Source organism: Rothia sp. P100, from assembly GCF_023712425.1.
GTDB classification, from domain to species: domain Bacteria; phylum Actinomycetota; class Actinomycetes; order Actinomycetales; family Micrococcaceae; genus Rothia; species Rothia endophytica.
This window is the reverse complement of sequence record NZ_JAMAYG010000003.1, coordinates 214,440-232,557: the sequence shown is the minus strand read 5'-3', so window position 1 is coordinate 232,557 and position 18,118 is coordinate 214,440. Positions and strand designations below refer to the sequence as shown.

At 56.0% G+C, this 18,118-nt stretch carries 16 protein-coding genes; 9 read left to right on the top strand and 7 right to left on the bottom strand.

What is annotated here, in order from left to right; genetic code table 11:
• The first annotated feature begins 13 nt into the window (after positions 1-13).
• The 3 genes from M3668_RS08285 (at position 14) to M3668_RS08275 (ending at position 3,722) form a co-directional block, all read left to right on the top strand.
• Positions 14-1,519 carry a CoA-acylating methylmalonate-semialdehyde dehydrogenase gene (locus M3668_RS08285; RefSeq protein ID WP_251380374.1) on the top strand — a complete coding sequence of 502 codons (1,506 nt, stop codon included), beginning with the start codon at positions 14-16 and terminating at the stop codon, positions 1,517-1,519.
• Positions 1,520-1,759: 240 nt separating this feature from the next.
• Entirely contained in the window at positions 1,760-2,674 is a 915-nt protein-coding gene (locus tag M3668_RS08280) for a sugar phosphate isomerase/epimerase family protein (protein WP_251380373.1), read from the top strand.
• A 73-nt stretch (positions 2,675-2,747) separates the two neighbouring features.
• A complete protein-coding gene (locus tag M3668_RS08275; RefSeq protein ID WP_251380372.1) occupies positions 2,748-3,722 on the top strand; it encodes a Gfo/Idh/MocA family protein in 975 nt (324 codons plus the stop codon).
• Positions 3,723-4,098: 376 nt separating this feature from the next.
• Here the strand turns inward: M3668_RS08275 and M3668_RS08270 are convergent, their stop codons facing one another.
• The 4 genes from M3668_RS08270 to M3668_RS08255 all read right to left on the bottom strand — a co-directional run bounded on the left by M3668_RS08270 (position 4,099) and on the right by M3668_RS08255 (position 9,150).
• Positions 4,099-5,544, bottom strand: a complete 1,446-nt coding sequence (locus tag M3668_RS08270) for a sugar porter family MFS transporter (RefSeq protein ID WP_251380371.1) — start codon at positions 5,542-5,544, stop codon at positions 4,099-4,101.
• 26 nt (positions 5,545-5,570) lie between these two features.
• Positions 5,571-6,452, bottom strand: a complete 882-nt coding sequence (locus M3668_RS08265; RefSeq protein ID WP_251380370.1) for a sugar phosphate isomerase/epimerase family protein — start codon at positions 6,450-6,452, stop codon at positions 5,571-5,573.
• A gap of 313 nt (positions 6,453-6,765) precedes the next feature.
• Positions 6,766-7,953, bottom strand: coding sequence for a Gfo/Idh/MocA family protein (locus M3668_RS08260; protein WP_251380369.1), 1,188 nt, complete (start codon positions 7,951-7,953; stop codon positions 6,766-6,768).
• Positions 7,954-8,121: 168 nt separating this feature from the next.
• The gene (locus M3668_RS08255) at positions 8,122-9,150 is read right to left on the bottom strand and encodes a LacI family DNA-binding transcriptional regulator (protein WP_251380368.1); all 1,029 of its coding nucleotides are present in this window, start codon (positions 9,148-9,150) and stop codon (positions 8,122-8,124) included.
• A 169-nt stretch (positions 9,151-9,319) separates the two neighbouring features.
• On the opposite strand from M3668_RS08255, the gene M3668_RS08250 reads away from it, so the two are divergent.
• Complete coding sequence (locus M3668_RS08250) at positions 9,320-10,531, top strand: Gfo/Idh/MocA family protein (protein ID WP_251380367.1); 1,212 nt, start codon at positions 9,320-9,322, stop codon at positions 10,529-10,531.
• A 16-nt stretch (positions 10,532-10,547) separates the two neighbouring features.
• On the opposite strand, the gene M3668_RS08245 is transcribed toward M3668_RS08250, so the two are convergent.
• The 3 genes from M3668_RS08245 to M3668_RS08235 form a co-directional block, all read right to left on the bottom strand.
• Entirely contained in the window at positions 10,548-11,312 is a 765-nt protein-coding gene (locus M3668_RS08245; RefSeq protein WP_251380366.1) for a sulfite exporter TauE/SafE family protein, read from the bottom strand.
• A 67-nt stretch (positions 11,313-11,379) separates the two neighbouring features.
• Complete coding sequence (gene iolB / locus M3668_RS08240; RefSeq protein ID WP_251380365.1) at positions 11,380-12,267, bottom strand: 5-deoxy-glucuronate isomerase; 888 nt, start codon at positions 12,265-12,267, stop codon at positions 11,380-11,382.
• 81 nt (positions 12,268-12,348) lie between these two features.
• Positions 12,349-13,086, bottom strand: a complete 738-nt coding sequence (locus M3668_RS08235; RefSeq protein WP_251380364.1) for a GntR family transcriptional regulator — start codon at positions 13,084-13,086, stop codon at positions 12,349-12,351.
• 188 nt (positions 13,087-13,274) lie between these two features.
• On the opposite strand from M3668_RS08235, the gene M3668_RS08230 reads away from it, so the two are divergent.
• The 5 genes from M3668_RS08230 (at position 13,275) to M3668_RS08210 (ending at position 18,075) form a co-directional block, all read left to right on the top strand.
• Positions 13,275-13,679 (top strand): tautomerase family protein, encoded by a 405-nt coding sequence (locus M3668_RS08230; protein ID WP_251380363.1) that lies wholly within the window; start codon positions 13,275-13,277, stop codon positions 13,677-13,679.
• Between the two features lie 42 nt (positions 13,680-13,721).
• Entirely contained in the window at positions 13,722-14,231 is a 510-nt protein-coding gene (locus M3668_RS08225; protein WP_251380362.1) for a hypothetical protein, read from the top strand.
• A 176-nt stretch (positions 14,232-14,407) separates the two neighbouring features.
• Positions 14,408-15,895 (top strand): HlyD family efflux transporter periplasmic adaptor subunit, encoded by a 1,488-nt coding sequence (locus M3668_RS08220; protein ID WP_251380361.1) that lies wholly within the window; start codon positions 14,408-14,410, stop codon positions 15,893-15,895.
• A gap of 3 nt (positions 15,896-15,898) precedes the next feature.
• On the top strand, positions 15,899-16,786 hold the full coding sequence (locus M3668_RS08215; protein WP_251380360.1) for an ABC transporter ATP-binding protein: 888 nt from the start codon (positions 15,899-15,901) through the stop codon (positions 16,784-16,786).
• Positions 16,783-18,075 (top strand): ABC transporter permease, encoded by a 1,293-nt coding sequence (locus M3668_RS08210; protein WP_251380359.1) that lies wholly within the window; start codon positions 16,783-16,785, stop codon positions 18,073-18,075. The genes M3668_RS08215 and M3668_RS08210 overlap by 4 nt, the downstream gene beginning before the upstream one ends.
• Positions 18,076-18,118: the final 43 nt, after the last annotated feature.

Below are 18,118 nucleotides of genomic sequence, written 5' to 3'. Positions count from 1 at the left end.
CAAGGAGAACATCATGACTTACGAAGTCAAGCACCACATCAACGGCGAAGAAGTTGCCAGCGCTGGCACCGAACGCCAGAACATCCTGAACCCCGCTACCGGTGAAACCATCGGCACCCTGCACCTGGGCGGGGACCCTGAGTTGCAGGCAGCAGTAGTAGCTGCAAAGACCGCTTCTGCTAGCTGGAGTGAACTTTCCCTGGCACGCCGCACCGCCATCCTCTTCAAGTTCCGCGAACTGCTGGTCGCTAACACTGACGAACTTGCTGAACTGGTTGTACGCGAGCACGGTAAGGTGCTTTCTGACGCCAAGGGTGAAATTGCCCGCGGCCAGGAAATCGTAGAGTACGCCTGCGGTATCACCAGCCACATCTCCGGTACTTACACCCCCCAGGCAGCAACCGGCATTGACGCCTTCTCCCTGCGCCAGCCCCTGGGCGTGGTTGCAGGTATCACCCCCTTCAACTTCCCTGTAATGATCCAGCTCTGGATGGCTCCCATTGCCATCGCAGCCGGTAACGCTTTCATCTTGAAGCCCTCAGAGCGTGACCCCGGTGCTGCCAACTTCATGGCGAAGCTTTGGGAAGAAGCAGGTCTGCCCGCCGGTGTCTTCAATGTTCTGCACGGTGGCAAGGAAATGGTAGACGGTCTGCTCAACCATAAGGATGTAGACGGCATTTCCTTTGTTGGTTCAACCCCCATCGCTCAGTACGTCCACGCCACTGCGACCGCTAACGGCAAACGCGTTCAAGCATTGGGTGGCGCTAAGAACCACGCATTGATCTTGCCCGATGCCAACATGGACGTGGTGACCGATCACCTGACCGCCGCTGCGTTTGGGGCTGCCGGTCAGCGCTGCATGGCGATTTCAGTAGCAGTTGCTGTTGGCGACGCTGCTGACACCGTAGTAGAGCGTGTAGCTGCTAAGGCTCGCGAAGTAAAGGTAGCTAACGGTATGGAGGCAGGTGCCGACATGGGCCCGCTCATCACCGAAGCTTCCCGTGACCGCGTCAAGCGCATCATCACTGAAGCTGAGACCGATGGTGCAGCTATCGTTGTGGACGGCCGCGACCTGGTGGTTGCTGACCACGAAAATGGTTTCTTTGTTGGCCCCACCCTGATCGATCACGTCAAACGAGAGATGAGCGCTTACGCCGAGGAAATCTTTGGCCCCGTGCTGGTTGTCGTTCGTGTGGATTCGTTGGAAGAGGGTATCGAGGTGATCAACTCCAACCCCTTTGGCAACGGTACCTGCATCTTTACCGATTCGGGCTATGCAGCCCGTAAGTTCACCCGCGATATCAAGGTTGGTATGGTCGGTGTGAACGTACCCCTTCCCGTGCCGCTGGCTAACCACTCCTTTGGTGGTTGGAACGACTCGCTCTTCGGTGAACACCATGTCTACGGCGAAGATGGCCTGCGGTTCTACACCCGTAACAAGGCTGTTACCCAGCGCTTTCCGGAGCGTAAGGATGCCTCAGGTGCTTCCTTCAATTTTGAGTCTCGTCATAAGGGCTAGAAGTACCGAGCATCCTCTTTGCTGAGGAAAATAGCTAGACTGCCACCTGCGTTTCTTTTTGCGCACGGTGGCAGTCTTGTCTTCACGGATTCTGGTATTTTTCTTCCATACTTTGCTCAACAGACAGTGACCGCAGGCACTAGTGTTTGATAGTATGTCAGTACATATTGTGGTTGGGAGTGAATCAGCCACTCGCCGAATACCGGCAAGATTTTCAACGATGAAAGCGTGGAAAAGAGCATGACCGAGAACAAGCTCATCATTGGCACCGCCCCCGACTCTTGGGGTGTTTGGTTCCCTGAAGACGACGCACAGACCCCCTGGCAGCGCTTCCTGGACGAGGTCGCTGAGGCTGGCTACAAGTGGATTGAACTTGGCCCTTACGGCTACCTACCCGCAGACCCCGAGACTCTCGCTAAAGAACTCAAAGAACGTGACCTTCAGGTATCAGCAGGTACCGTATTTACCGCATTCCACCGCGGCGTAGACCAGTGGGACATCGCCTGGGAACCTGCCCGCAAGGTCGCAGAACTTACTGCCGCTATGGGCGCTCAGCATATCGTCGTTATTCCTGCTTTGTGGCGTGATGATAAGACCGGCGAAGCTCTTGAGTCTCGTGTGCTGACTGATAAGCAGTGGGATGATCTGGCAGCTGGCCATAACCGCCTGGGTGAGACCTTGCAACGCGACTTCGGCTTGTTCCAGCAGTTCCATTCTCACGCTGATTCTCATGTTGAAACTATGGCTGATATTGAAAAGTTCCTAGCGGTTACTGACCCCAAACTTGTCACCCTGTGCCTGGATACCGGCCACGCAGAATACGGTGGCGCTTCATCAGTAGAACTCATCGAAAAGTACCCCGATCGCATTGGCTACTTGCATCTCAAGCAGGTTGATCCTGAGCTTTTGGCTAAGGTTCGCGCTGAAGATATGACCTTCAAGGACGCTACCGCTGCGGGTGTTATGTGCGAGCCTCCCCACGGTCTGCCGGACCTTTCCAAGGTCATTGAAGCTGCAGAGAAGCTAGGTCGCCCCCTCTATGGCATCGTGGAGCAAGATATGTACCCCGTCAATAGTTTCGATACTCCGCTGCCTATTGCTAAGCGCACTAAGCAGTACCTGCTCGGTTGCGGCTCCCGCACCGTGATTTCCTAACACTCTAACCTTTTACGCGGATGCCGTCACCGCGGCGTCCGCGCTCTACCTACTCTCTAGAGGAGAACAACTCATGGCTAACGAACTTCGAATTGGTGTCGTTGGTGCAGGCCGCATGGGCTATGACCACATTAAGCGCATTCACTCAACCATTAACAACGCTGCGGTATCTGCCGTCATCGACATTGATGAGGAGAAGGCACAGCAGGCGGTTCAGGGTATCGAGGGGGCCCAGGTCTTTACTAATTTTGAAACTGCACTTGAAGCAGATGCGTTTGATGCAGTGCTAATTGCTACCCCCGGTTTCCTACACCTTCCCGTGCTGTTGCCAGCTATCAAGAAGGGTCTGCCTATCCTGTGTGAGAAGCCGATGACTACCGATTCGGTGTCCTCCTGGGAAATTGTTCAGGCTGAGGTCGAGGCGGGTAAGCGACTGGTGCAAGTAGGTTTTATGCGCCGTTTTGACGCGGGCTACCAGCAGATTCGCTCTCTGGTTGAAAGCCGGGAGCACGGTGAGTTGCTACAGCTGTCCTGCGAACACATCAACCCCGATGTGCCTGCCTCCTACACCGGACGGAATCTCATTGACGACACCGTGGTGCACGAATTTGACGTCATCCGCTTCCTCACCGGTGAAGAAATCAAAAATGTGCAGGTACGCGCAGGTAAGAAGAGCAAGTACGCTTCGGCAGATTTGAACGACCCTGCTCAGGTACTTATCGAAACTGAGGGTGGAATCCTCGTGACCGTTAACACCCACGTGGTTGCACAGTATGGTTATGCTGTGACCACTAAGGGTATCTTCGAAGAGCGGCACGTATCTGTAGGCGAAGATCAGGTGTGTGAAAGCTTTGAGCCCCGTTTCGTTGATGCTTACGACGCCGAGGTTCAGGCTTGGGTGGACGCTTCACTGGCGGGCACCCAGGTGGGCCCCTCGGCTTGGGATGGCTACGCAGCTGCTGCTTGCTGTGAAGCTGGTATTGAAGCTGAGGCATCCGGCAAGATTGTTGAGGTTAGCCTCAACCAGAAGCCTGACCTGTACAAATAGGTTAAAAGCTGGGGTAAGAGCCGGCTTCAGCTTTCACCGGCACCCCACACCATAGGACGACCACCGTCTACCTAAACGTAGACGGTGGTCTTTTTTATGCGGAAAGGACTTTTTACGTTGAGTGTGTTGAGCAACCGCTAGCTTGTAAGCTAAAGCAAGGAAATAGCGCTGAGGGTATCAATTATGAGAAGAAGTTAAGAGGGAGAACTGAAAAGTAGAGGGAGGTGAGAAACTATTTCTGGGGAAACGATAATACCAAAAAATAACCCGTTTTCTGCGGGGGACTCCTGGAGCGGAGTGCCCCGCAGAAAACGGGTAGTGGTGAGCGACAGAAACCGTTGCTAGAGTGCCTGTGAGCAAGCGGCTGGAGTGAGCTCTACTTCTTGGGTTCTACGATGTAGATAGCACCGGTGGTAACGCCGACCTCAACCTCTTCAAGGCTCTTGCCGCGGGTCTCGGGCAGGAACTTAATCATCACCAGAACAGCAACTGCGTTGATAGCGGCAAAGCCGAAGAAGGTGTTGTTCAGACCAACTGCTTCCAGCGCAATGGGGAAGACATAAGCAACCATTGCGTTCACGGACCACAGGCAGAAGACGGCGAAGCCCATACCGAAAGCGCGAATCTGCTGAGGGAAAATCTCCGAAAGGAGAACCCAGGTAGCAACGTTCAGGAAGGTTTGCATAGAACCTACGAAGCCAACGATAAGAACCAACAGCACCCAGGGGCGGATTGCGGCGTCCTCAGGCAACCAGAGGGCTGAGGAACCAATGAGTAGGTGGAAGATGGTCACCAGGGAGTAGCCGGTGATGACGGTGGTACGGCGGTTGATTTTTTCCATCATCCACAGTGCGATGAAAGCACCGATAACTGCGATGACGCCGGGGGCGATGTTAGCGATCAGTGCTGCATTCGCGGCAAAGCCGGCTTCTTCAAGCACGATTGAACCGTAGTACATGATCGAGTTGATGCCGGTGAGCTGCTGGAATACAGCGAGGGCGACGCCCACAAAGAGGATGCGGACAATCCACTTGTCCTTCAGCATGGAAGAGATGGAGGGGGAAACCATGGTTTCCTCTGAAGCCAGGGTGCGCTCGATGTCACGAACTTCGGCTGCTGCGCGCTCTTCTGAGCGGATGGTAGCAAGAATAGCGAAGGCTTCTTCTTTCCGGCCCTTAGTGATCAACCAGCGGGGTGACTCGGGCATCCGAAGCATACCGATGAAGAGGAAGACTGCCGGGATAGCACAGACTGCGAGCATGATACGCCAGATATGGTCATGATCGCCCCAGACGTTACCCAGGATCGCATTGACGACGAAGGCAGCAAGCTGGCCCACCACGATCATCATTTCGTTACGGCCTGAGAGCGAACCGCGGATTTCGTAGGGTGCTAGTTCGGCAAGGAAGACAGGTACCACGGTGGAGGCACCGCCCACGGCAAGCCCGAGGAGCACGCGACCGATGATGAGGATGCCCAGCCCCGGTGCGATAGCGCAGGCAATTGAGCCAAAGAAGAAGAGCGCTGCGAGGAAGAGGATGGTGACCCGGCGTCCCATAGCATCCGCCATCTTACCAATAGTGAGCGCGCCGACGGCCGCACCAATGAGCAGTGACGAAGTAATCACACCGATGTGGCTAGTTTCAAGACCTAGCTCAGCGGTCATGGGCTGAATAGCACCGTTAATGACACCAGTGTCATAACCGAAGAGCAGACCGCCCAGTGTCGCTACCGTTGCGACCTGCCCGAGGCGGCGTGAATGGGGACCTTTGGTCAGCGGCGGCAGATTTGCCTCAGCTGTGCTGGGTGCGTGAGAAGACATATTGGTGCCTCTTTCTGACGGGCGGCTTACTTGCCGCTGCGTGCGCGCTCAGTGAGTTCGCGAATGGTTTGTGATTGATATTTGGAAACTTCTATGGCGTTTTCGTTTTCTGCAAAAACGGAGGATGCCATGACAGTGTTGGGGTCATCGAGGAAGCCGATTTCGGCTAGTCCGTGGAAGAACTCATCCCAATTGACGTCGCCGTCACCAATCTTGAGGTGCTGATGCACGCGCACGGGGTTGCCGGGAGGGTTGGTGATGTAGCGAAGACCATGGGAGGCGTGGTGGTTCATGGTATCAGAAACATGGACGATGCGGATGCGATCGCCTGTTTCTCGCATGATTTCCAGGGGTTCTTCCTGCATATGGAAAGTGTGGGAAGCAACGTAGACCATGCCCAGGTTCTTGGAATTGACGCCGCGGATAACGCGCCAAGCTTCAAGACCGTTTTCTACAAAGTCATCGGGGTGCGGATCAAATGCAAGGTGCAGGCCTTCGCGCTCAATGATGGGTAGGAGCTCTTCCATGGTGCGGTAGAAGGCACGCTCTGATTCTTCCGCCATCTCAGGGCGGCCTGAAAACTCGGTACCAATCTGCTGCACGCCCAAGTCAACTGCAATCTGCAGAACCCGCTTACCGTAGCGCACCGCAGCTTCGCGGGCATCGGGATCAGGGGAGGACCATCGTAGGACGGGAAGAAGGGAAGCAATTTCTACTTCAGCATCTTTTGCTGCTCGGGCAAGCTTTTGGACGAGGTCATCGTCTGCCTTGGGGTGGTTGTAGAAGGGAATGAAGTCCCTATGAGGGGTCATCTGTAGGTAGTCAAAGCCCATGTCTTTAGCGACCTTGGGGAACTCCAGCAGTGAGTGGCTGTGGTGGAAGGGGGTGGGGTCCAGTGCAATTTTCATTGAGGCTCCTTGTGTCTGCAGTGACAGTGAATGGAGTGTAGGTCTCTATATAACCTGCGTAACATCTGTGTCACAAAACACTATACATATGTCCTAACATATTGACAATACTACTAGCGTGGGTCGTCAAATTATTTTTATAGCGGTCTGCTAGATGTTGTTCGAAGGGTCAAAATCTTTAGCTCTGTGGGTTGGGGTAAGTGGAAAATACATTGTGCTGAGGGTGCGCAAAAGCGCCTGCGGTAACCATCGCAGGCGCATCTGGCACGGATGACTGTAAGAGATGGGGTGCTCTTCTGGTAACCGTTCTCCTCTAGTTTAGGTGAATCTCTGCCCCGTTCTTATCTGCAGATTCTGCAATCGCCGCAATGACCTTCAGGGTATGAAGGCCATCGGCAAAGGTGGCGCAGGGCTCCAGGTGCCCGTTGATGCCGGCAACCTGTTCAAGGAAGGCGCGAGCCTGGAAGGCAAAGTTCTGGCTGTAGTTATAACCCACGCCGGGGGCGTCCATTGCCAGCGAGCTGGCGTAGTTAGGGGTGTGGTTATTGATGACGACGGTGCGAGGGCCAGCTGTATCAGCAGGTGCCGCAGCATCGTTGTACATGTACTCTGCCGGGCGCAGTACGTCCCACGCAGCTTGCGCTTGCGGTCCGTAAACATGATAGGTCTGCCCATTGGGGTTACCGTAGGCAACCCGGGAGATGGTGTAGGTGCCCACTGCCCCATTTTCAAACATGCAAGTGAAGGTCGCGGTGTCTTCGTTGCCTACTTCTTCAGTTTCCTCTGACAGCTTCACCCTCCCGTGGCCCACTACCGCGCCGGCGGGTAGGTGACGGGTGGTGATGGTATTGGAGAGGTAGGCGCCGCGTACCGAGACTACCTTGCCATTGAGCTGTTCTCCGGTGTCAATGGTGTGGGAACCCAGATCTCCCAGGGCGCCGGAGCCGGGGCCGCCGCGGTAGCGCCAGGTCATGGGAGCTTCTGCATCTGAACCATAGTCACACAGGTAGTTAGAAATGAAACCTGCCACCGGCCCAAAGTCCCCATTGTCGATTTTTGTTTTGATGGCGTTGAGTGCCGGGGTTCGGCGAACGGTGTAACCAACAGCGGTAATTAGCTGTTCACCGTATTGCTTTTCGAGTTCAACCATTGCCTCTGCATCCTCGATGGTACCGGCGAGAGGCTTTTCGCAGAGAACATGCTTACCTGCTTCCAGTAGGCCCTTAGCAATGGGAAGGTGCAGGGCGTTGCCGACCACGATGGAGACGGCGTCGATGTCTGGATCATTGGCAACTTCGGTCCAGTCTGCGTAGACCTTTTCGTAGCCATAACGAGCCGCAACTTCTTGTGCAAGTGGAAGGTTTGGGTCGGCGATTGCAGCGAGGCGTACCTTAGGGAGGTTGGAGTTGTGGATCGCGCTTGCCATACGGTAGCCAAAGGCATGGCCTTGACCTGCCATTCCAGCGCCGATAACTGCTACTGAGATTTCCTTAGATGACACGGAAACTCCTGGTGGTTTTGCCCGCTGGGTAAGCGGGGGAGTCGGATGCCCCATGGGGGCAATTTGTAAGAACAAACACCATCTTTGCATATTTGAACCGGTTCAAAAAGTGATAATGCAGAAAAAATCTAAAAAAAGATAGTGGAGGTCACATTTCTGTGGGGTTAGTTAGATGCTAGTTCCTAGTGTGGAAGTGCGTGCCATGAGTCGGGGTGCTACCTCAAGGAGCCCTACCTGAGTGGTTCCCTGGGCGATGCCTTCCATAGCCGCAAGTGCCGCGAGTTCCCCGATTTTAGCCTTATCTGGGTCTACCGACGTGAGTGAAATTCGCGGAATCCCAGCCAGCTGAATGTTGTCAAAACCTGCTACTGCCAAATCCTCGGGAACTTGTACGCCAGCTTCTTCGACCGCCCGAATGAGCCCCAACGCTGAAAGGTCATTAACCGCAATGACGGCACTAGGGCGGGGTTCTATCTCTAGGAGGGCTTTTCCTGCCTGGTAGCCTCCTGCCTCGGTATAGTCCCCAGTAAGAATGGTAGGCTTCAAGCCGCGCGTTGCCAGCAGGTTCTCGTAGGCCTCCTGCCGTTCCTTTGTGACCTCACCGGAACTGCCCGCTGCAAAAGCGATAGATTGGTGCCCGAGGTTGGTGAGGTGGTCAATCAGCAGTTCCATGCCCGCCATATCGTCGGCTCGTACGCAGGTATGGTGGGAGCTTGCGGCGGCCGCTGCGCTGGCGTAGATAATGGGGATCCCTGCGGGTAACTCTTTTTCCTGATTGGCTGTGCCCACCACTATCAGAGCCTTGGGGCGTAGGCTCTGGAGCATATGTAGCACTTGGGGGTCTAAGGTGCCATAGGGGCGACCCGGCTGGTCGCTGGATTCCTCGCTGCCGCTCATTATCAGCCCAAACTCACCGTATTGCGCCAGTGTTCGGCGCACAGCATTAGCAATCTCAATGAAGATAGGGTTATGTAAGTCGAGCACCAGAATCCCTACAAAGGGTGAGCTCTGGGATGTTAGTGTTTGTGCCACAAAACTGGGGGAGTAGTTCAGTTTGTCGGCCGCCCTACGAATACGTTTGAGGCGCTCATCGCTGACCTTGCTGGGATCTTTAAAGGCCAGAGAAACCAGGGACTTTGATACACCGGCTTCTGTGGCGACGTTCATAATGGTGGCACGTTTGGGGGGAGTGGGCATGAATATATTTTCGCACAGGGCCCTCTTAGGGTCAGTGTTTCTACCTTAATGTTGAGAGTGCTCCAAAATATTGGTGGGGTGGGGTATAGTTCTGGGCAAAGATACGTTCTTTCTGTAGACCTGTGTGCTGTCTGTGTCATTTTTATCAGCACTTCTACAGGAGACCACTATGGAACAGAAGACTATTGGCGTAGGCCTTATTAGCGTTGGATGGATGGGTAAGGTGCACACCCGTGCCTATACTTCCCTGCCCATCGTTTACCCCGAACTTGGCATAAAGCCCCGGCTGATTATTGCCGCAGATACCTCCCCCGACCGCGCAGACTACGCGCGCGATGTCCTAGGTTTTGAATCTTCCACTATGGATTACCATGAAGTGCTAGCGCACCCCGATGTGGATGTAGTTTCCATTTGTGCGCCCAACTTTTTGCACGCAGAGATGGGTAAAGCAGCCGCTGCCGCAGGTAAAGCCTTCTGGATTGAGAAGCCAGTGGGTCGTTCTGCTGACGAGACCTTGAGCGTGGTAGAAGCCGCTGACGCAGCGGGCGTGGAAACCGCGGTGGGCTTTAACTACCGTAATACCCCTGCCATCGAGTATGCCCGGCAGCTGGTTGCCGACGGGGCGCTGGGGCGTATTACCAATGTGCGTGGTGCCTTTTTTGCTGACTACTCATCAGAGCCCAAGGGTGCGCTTTCCTGGAGATTCATCAGAGAATTAGCTGGAACAGGGGTTCTTGGGGACCTTATGGGGCACCTGGCAGATCTTGCCCACTATATTGTTGGGCCCATCTCTGAGGTGAGTGCGTTGACCTCCACGGTCTACACTGAGCGCCCCAAATTGTCGGTAGGGCAGGGCACCCATTTTGCCGTTATCGAAAACGGGGAGATGGCACCGGTTGAAAATGAGGACTACGCGGCTCTTCTGGTGCGTTTTGGGCAGGACGCCGCTGGTGCCGGTGCAGTAGGGACCCTTGAGGCTTCCCGCGTGGCGGTTGGCCCTCGCGCCCAGTACTCCATCGAAATCTACGGCACTGAGGGCTCGGTACGCTGGGACTTTGAGCGTATGAACGAGCTTGAGGTCGCGCTAGATCGCAGCGGTCCCACTGTGGGCTATACCCGGGTGATGGCTGGTGCTGGCTTTGGTGACTTTGCCAAGTTCCAGCCGGGCGCCGGAACATCCATGGGCTATGACGACCTGAAGGTCATTGAAGCGAAGAAATTCCTGATTGCCTACACCGGAGGTGAGAGCCTGAACGCCGATGTTCATGATGCTCTGCTGGCTAACCGCGTGGTGCAGGCAGCTGAGGATTCTTCCAACAGTGGCCGCTGGGAGCCTGTGCAAGCGGTGGAAGGCACTACCTCTGCGCGACAAGCCGGCTAACTTAATTGAGGTGATCTTAGCGCACTAGTAGCCAGAGCGCACCGAGTACGGTAATCCAGATGACCAGACGTTCAAAGAGCGTCTGGTCAATCTTTGAAATCAACCAGCGTCCCAGTAAGCCCCCGGCAAGGACGGCGGGTAGAAGCCAAATATCCAGAGCAAGAGTCTGGGTACTCACCAATCCCATGCCCACTAAGAAGGGCAACTTGACGGCGTTCATCACCGCGAAGAACCAGGCAGCAGTGCCCAGCAGTGCCGCAGCCTCAAAGCGGATAGCAAGAAAATACATGCTCATCACCGGCCCACCTGAATTGGCAACCATGGTGGAGAAGCCGCCCAGGGAGCCGTAGAGCCACCGGGCTCCTGACCTGTTCTGAGGGCTGGGTGCGCCGTCTTTACTCCTAGTCTGTGTAACCCGATGCCGCTGCCAAAGGGTCAGGACCATAAGGCTTAGCAACAGTCCGCCGATGGCGCGCTGAACCCAGGCATCATTTGCTATCAATAAGAAACCGGCGCCGGCTAGTAGACCTAGCAGGACGGCGGGAACCAGTCTTGCCAGGGTGGGGAGGTGGGCATGGCGTCGGTAGGCAAGGAGTGCCATAATATCCCCCGCCATCAGGAGTAAAAGCAAGGCCCCGGTGGATTCTCTTGCTGGGATGAGAGCCGCAAAAATGGCTACAGAAACCATATTCACTCCGGGCAGAGCGGTCTTAGAAACACCTACCAGCAGGGCAGCAACTGCCAGTAGTACCCAGGCGGTTAAGCTCAGTTCGTAGGTCATGGGAACCTCGCTGAGCTCAGCGCCCACCGTCTTACAGGGTAGGCGCTGAGCCAGGTAGGCATTCTATCTAGGCAGTGAAGGGTAAGCGTGGGTCAATGTTCTGGTCTTCCCAGGTGGAACGCACCCAACCGTGGTGGGGGTCATCTGAAATGAGCCAGTCTCGCACACGCCCGGGACCAGCCATGACGTTGAGGTAGTAAAGGTCGTAGCCGGGGGCGGCCATAGCGGGGCCGTGCCAGCCATAGGGAACCAGTACGACATCACCGGTGCGTACCTCTTCATTGACGTCAATGGGGCGCTCATCAGAGGCGTAGACCCGCTGATAGCCAATGGCATCTTTGGCTTCTTCTGGCGCTCCGGGGGTCTTACGGGTCTCAAAGTAGTAAATCTCTTCGAGGGCGGTTTCGCCCTCTTTTTCTTCATCATGCTTGTGTGGCGGGTAGGAAGACCAGTTGCCTGCCGGGGTGATGACTTCGCAGACGATGAAGCGGTCAGCTTCTAGGGTGGCGGGGGTGCCAAAATTGTGAACTTGGCGGGAGCAGTTACCCGCACCGCGCAGTTCAAGAGGGATTTCTGAGCGGGTCAGGTGACGTACCGGGTAGTCTGCCGTGGCAGGGGCGGTTGCTATTGCTACCCGCACCCCGGGGGCGCCCTCCAGAGTGACGGGGCGGTTAACGCCGGTGTAGAGCACATCGGCAGGGCCGTGAAAGACCGATTCGCGCCCGACAAGCTCGTAGGTCTTGCCGTCTACAGTAGCGGTAATATCACCTGTCAGCGGCACAATAATGCGTTCTTCAGGGGCGGCTTCGAGAGTAATCTTCTGGTCATTGAAGGTGGCGGTTTTGATGCCGGTATGAGACCAGCTTGCTACCGCGAGACTTGAATCGTGGGTGCCCAGCGATAGGTCCCAGGGGCCCTCTGCTGCGCTACCTGCGGGGTAAAACCACTCTGACATATTTTCTCCTTGGAATAGCTGTGTCTACTGCGGGGTGAGTAGGGTGCCGGGGCGTGTATAGGCCGCGCTCTTGGGTTGTGTTTAGTTTGAGAGGGTCATTTCAAAGCTGTAAAGATCAGCGCGGTAGACGTGCCTACCGGTTTCCACGCGGGTGCCAATGTCATCGATAACGGTGCGTTGCATGGAGACTAAGGGGGCCCCCAGCTCAATATCGAGGGTTTTTGCGTGAAAAGCGTTGGCTATTTTTGCACCAACCGTCTGATGCCCCAACGAGAAGGTGACACCTAGGGCGCGCAGGACATCGTAGAGACCCTGCCGGGTGAGATCATCGGGTTCAATGGCGCCCAGTTTTACAGGAATCCAGTTTTCCATTATGGCCAGTGGCTGGTTGTTTTCGAGACGCAGACGCAAGAGGTGGTAGACCTGTTCGCCGCTAGTAAGTTGCAGTTCCTGAGCTATATGGGCGGGGGGGTCGATGATTTCGAAGGTGAGAACCTTGGTGCCGGGGGTGACTCCGCTCTGCGACAGATCGGTATAGAGCGAGGTCAGGGAGAGCGGTCGGCGGATTTCGTTAGCAACAACCTGGGTGCCAACCCCGCGTTTGCGAACGAGTAACCCTGCCCTCACCAGCTCGTCCATTGCTTTGCGCACGGTGGGGCGAGAGAGGTGGAGTTGAGCGGCGATTTCTAGCTCGTTGGGGAGCATGGTGCCGGCTGTGAGGGTGCTGGTTGAGATTGCATTCTTGATTTCGCTGACCAGCTGGTGATAAAGCGGTACGGGAGAGGTTCTATCGATGGATAGAGAAGAAAGCGTAAACATCGGAAGCCATATTCTGTGAGCAGGGATAGTTCGAATGTCACTATGTATGGACAATTAGAGTATATAGGAAGGGTTCAGATTCCGCTGGAGGTGGCCCTATGTTGATAAAAATGAGAAAAGAATTGAACTTTGTAAGGACAAAGTATAGTGTTGGTGGTGTCACATTACTCCCGTCGAAGGAAGCCGTTATGCCCCTCGTCCGCATTGATCTCAATAACACTCACAGCCCCGAAAGCGTCCGCAACATTGCCGATGCCATTCATAGTGCAATCGTTGCTGTTTACGCTATTCCACCGCGCGACCGCTTTCAAATTATTAACCGTCATGAGCCCGGAAGCATTATTGCAGAGGATGCAGGTCTCGGCTTTGAACGCAGCGACGGGGTAGTGATGATTCAGATCTTTACTCAGGAAGGCCGCACCCCGCAGGTTAAGCAGGAACTGTACGCTCGAATTGCCAGTGAACTTGCCGAGGTAGGGGTAGCGGGCGAGGACGTCTTTATTGGCTATGTTGAGAACACCTTTAATGACTGGAGCTTTGGCTTCGGTAAAGCGCAGTATGCGTTGGGTGAGCTGGCGGTGCCACAAGCCTAATGGCGCATCACCAGATAGGTTTCCTGCCGGTAGTCTTGGACCATGCCTACACCTGATCGCGGTATCGCTCCGCTCGCCCGTTCCCTTGCCACTGACTTTGAGTTTGCCTTTGAGTATGACGCTCCAGAAATGATAGATGGGGTGGTGGTAGAGACTGCTGAGCTTGATAAGACCTATGTTGAGCTGACCGGCAGAATCTTTACCATCATCATGAATATTGCCCATGTTGATGATGAGCGTGCCTACAGTTTCACCCTCTATGAGTCTGAGGATGACCCGCAGGCCACTGAGGAGGACGCCGCAGAGGAAACCGTGGTGCTGCAAGAAGCGGGTATCGCCACCTTGGAAGAGCTGGAGCAGCGGGTGCGCGATGTGCTGACTGACTCAGCTAACTACCTCACCGACCATGAAATCTACGACATCTCTGAAGTGGTGCGCGTAGTCGATGAAACCTACAGCCCCGAACAGCAGGCGCAGATTATCGCGCAGGCACAAGAGCGGTCCGGGGCATCGGCAGAGCAGGACGCCCGCGGTGGCTCTTTCTTCAAGTAAGCAGGGGTGGCTCAGCCTAGAGGTTGAGAGCTGGAAGATCATGAGTCATCCCTAGGTATGATTTTTGGGAATCTAGCGGTGAGAAGCTGAAATAGTGGGGGGAGAGGCTCCCTATACTGAGGGATAAGACAGGGCTACTAGTCTCTCTCACCTCCCTATCATCGAAAGTGACCCCGATGCAGAACGACCCCAGCTTCGAACCAGCCGCTCCGGCACACCATCGGCCGGCGTCCCAGCGCTCCCGGCCCGTGCGCCGTAAGAAGATGTCTACCCTCACCAAAACTTTGATGTGGGTGGGCTCTGGTCTCCTGGCACTCATACTCATCGGTGTCCTGTTGACGTCCTTGTTGAGGGGTGGGGAAGAGAGTGCTTCGGAGGTTCCCGCCACTGACTACCTCATTTTGACTAGCTCAGATGTAAGTAACCGTGTGAGGGTTGAGGGGTACGTCAGCCCCGGTACCGTAGAGTCAGTCACCACCCACCTCACTTCACCCATTAGTTCTGTCACCGTTGAACCCGGTGATCGTGTAGAACTGGGGCAGACCCTAGCGACGATTGACGCCTCAGCCCTGCAGGGTGAGCTGGATAGCCAGCGCACCACCCTGGACGGTCAGGTCACCTCAGCGCAGAGCGCCCTTACCGCCGCCCAGGGCGCCTATGACAACTACAGTGCCGGCATTAACAATGGCACTAACCCTGACATCCTTGCGGCTCAGGGAGCCCAGCGAACCGCCAATGAACAGCTCACCGTTGCCAACGACGACCTCTCCGCTCTGCGTGAGGCACTCGCTACATCAGGCAACGACCCCGCTCTTGCCACGGAGGTCCGCGCCGCAGAGAGTGCCCAACGCATCGCAGCCGGAGCCAAGGCTGACGCTGACACCGGTATCACCACCGCTCGCAGTGCAGCCGATACTCAACTCGCTACTCTGGCTACCGAACTAGAAACCGCTCGTAGCGCCCTGACCACCGCCCAGACCACTCGTGACCAGGCCCTCCAGAAGCTACAGGACGATATCAACTCGGCAACCATTAGCTCACCCATCAACGGTGTGGTGATGAACGTGGCTAAGCCTGGCGCTCCTGCAACCGGCCCGGTGGTGACTATCGGTGATGACTCCAAGCTCACCATCACCACCAAGGTGCGTGAAGCAGATATCGCTTCCATCAAGGAAGGCAACAAGGTCACCTTTACCTCCGGCAGCACCGGCTCTAAGGAATACACCGGCACCGTTACCTCGGTGGCCTCCATCGCTGACTCCGTGCAGCAATCCGATTCAGAGGCAGCAGGCGCCCCCGCAGGGTCAAGTGACCCCACCTTCACCGTTGAAATCGAAGTAACCGGTGATCGCGAAGGCCTGCAGCTGGGTTCCAGCGTCAAAGCGCAGATCATCACCGCTGAAGAAGCCTCCACCCTCTCCCTCCCTCTGGACGCCGTCTACACCACCGACGCCGACACCAAAGCGGTGGTCGTGGCAGTACCCACCGACTCCGGCGGCTACACCCTCGAAGAGCGCTCCGTTGAAACCGGCCTAGCCAACGACGTTGATGTCGCCGTGACCGGCGGGGACGTGGCTGAGGGTGACATGGTGCTTACCCCCGGTGAGAAGTACCGCTCGCAGCTGGGCCAGAACGTCACCCTCGGCTCAGGAATGAGCTGGTAACCCGTGACCGGCTACGAATACAACCTGCCCGGGCAACCCGGCGCCTGGCTACCCGGCCAGTCGGGAGCTGATCCGACCTTGGCGCTCCCCGGCGCGGCATCCAACCGCCTGCTGGATATGCGCGGCATCGTCAAAAGCTTCAACGTGGGCGCCGAAAGCCACATCACCATCCTCCCCGGCGTGAACTTTCACGTGGACCGCGGCGAATTCGTCTCGGTGGTAGGTGCCTCCGGCTCCGGCAAAACCACACTCATGAACATCATCGGACTGCTGGACCGAGCCAACCAGGGCAGCTACACCTTTGACGGCGAAGACATCATGCAGCTCGACGATGACGATCTAGCCTTCTACCGCAGCCAAAACATCGGCTTCATCTTTCAGAGCTTCAACCTCATCGGCAGAATCTCCGCCCTTAAAAACGTAGAGATGCCCATGATGTACGCCGGCATCAACGTCAAAGAACGCCGCGAACGCGCCGAGCACCTCCTCGAACAAATGGGCATCGCTGACCGCATGATGCACAACCCCGTTCAGCTTTCAGGCGGTCAGAAGCAGCGTGTAGCCATCGCCCGTGCGCTCGCCAACGATCCGCCGCTTTTGCTAGCCGATGAACCGACCGGTGCGCTGGACAGCCAGACCGGGCGCATGGTCATGGACCTCTTCCACCAGCTCAACCGCGAGCAGAACAAGACCATTGTCTTCATCACCCACAACTCCGAGCTAGCCGCCGAAACCACCCGCGTGGTGACCATGGTAGACGGCAGAATCGTGAGCGGTGAGGACGCCGCCACCCCCTACCTGGGGGCACCTGCCGCAGGGCCTGTGGCGACCTCGCCCACCAGCGTCCTTGCGCCCCCTGCAGCTACCCCGCAAGGAGGGGGACAGGCATGAACATCCGCGAATCAATCTCGCTAGCCTTCAGTAGCTTACGCACCAACAAGATGCGCTCTTTCCTCACCTTGCTCGGCATCATCGTGGGTATCTCCTCGGTAATTGCCATTCTTACTCTGGGCCATGCGCTCAAGATGCAGACCACCCAGTCCATCGTCAGTTCTGGCGCCAATGACCTCATGGTGCAGGTGACCGAGCGACCCAAGGAGGGAGAAGAGGACACATCAACCAGTAATGATCCCTATGCCGCCATGTACGGTGGGGGTGGAGCTGCCCCTGATGAAGCCTCAAAACTTGATGTCGATGATATTCAGCGCATCAAGGACGCTATGGGGGATAAAATCTCCGGTGTGCCGGTGGGTAGTGCCTACGGTGGTATGGGCGTGACCCTCTATAACGGGGAACGGAGCCAGTCAGCGAGTGTTTCCCCGGTGAACTTGGACTTCTTAGAGCTTGAGAAAGTCAATATCACCTACGGTCGCACCATGACCCAGACCGATATTGATCACCGCCGCCCGGTGATCTTGATTTCCGAATCCCAGATGTTCTCCCTCTTCGATAGCCCAGAGGACGCTATCGGTGGGGAGGTCGAGCTGGATGCTCAGGGTTCTAGCTCCAGCGCCGTGGTAGTGGGTGTCTTTGCCCCCAACACCTCTGGCGGTCTCTTACTCTCGTCCACCGACGATATTACCTACACGCCCTACACTAATAGCGGTGCGCTGGGTTATAAGGAGGAATCGTGGGCTAGCCTCACGGTGCGTCCGGCTGAAGGTCAGGACCTCGTGCAGGTTAAGTCCCAGCTGCAGGCTGTGCTGACGGGTATGTACCGATCCAATGAAAACTTCCATGCAGAAATCCAGGACTTCCAGGCATCCACGGACGCTTTTAACCAGGTTCTGGACGGTATCAGCGCGGCCATTTCGGCTATCGCTGGTATTTCCTTGCTGGTGGGTGGCATTGGCGTCATGAACATCATGCTGGTGACCGTCACCGAACGCACCCGAGAGATCGGTGTGCGCAAGGCACTGGGCGCTACTCGCGGGGCTATTCGTCTGCAGTTCGTGATTGAGGCCATGATGGTGTGCCTAGTGGGCGGGGTGATTGGTGTGCTCTTAGGGGGCGCTCTGGGTATTTTTGGGTCCACCTTCTTCAGTGAAATGACCTTCCCACCACTGAGCGCAGTATTACTGGCTCTGGGTTTCTCACTGGGTATCGGCCTCTTCTTTGGTTATTACCCCGCCAATAAGGCGGCAAAACTAGATCCCATTGACGCCCTACGTCATGAGTGATCACTAGGGAACTCGCACCCCGAGGCGCCCCGTCTGTTTCCAG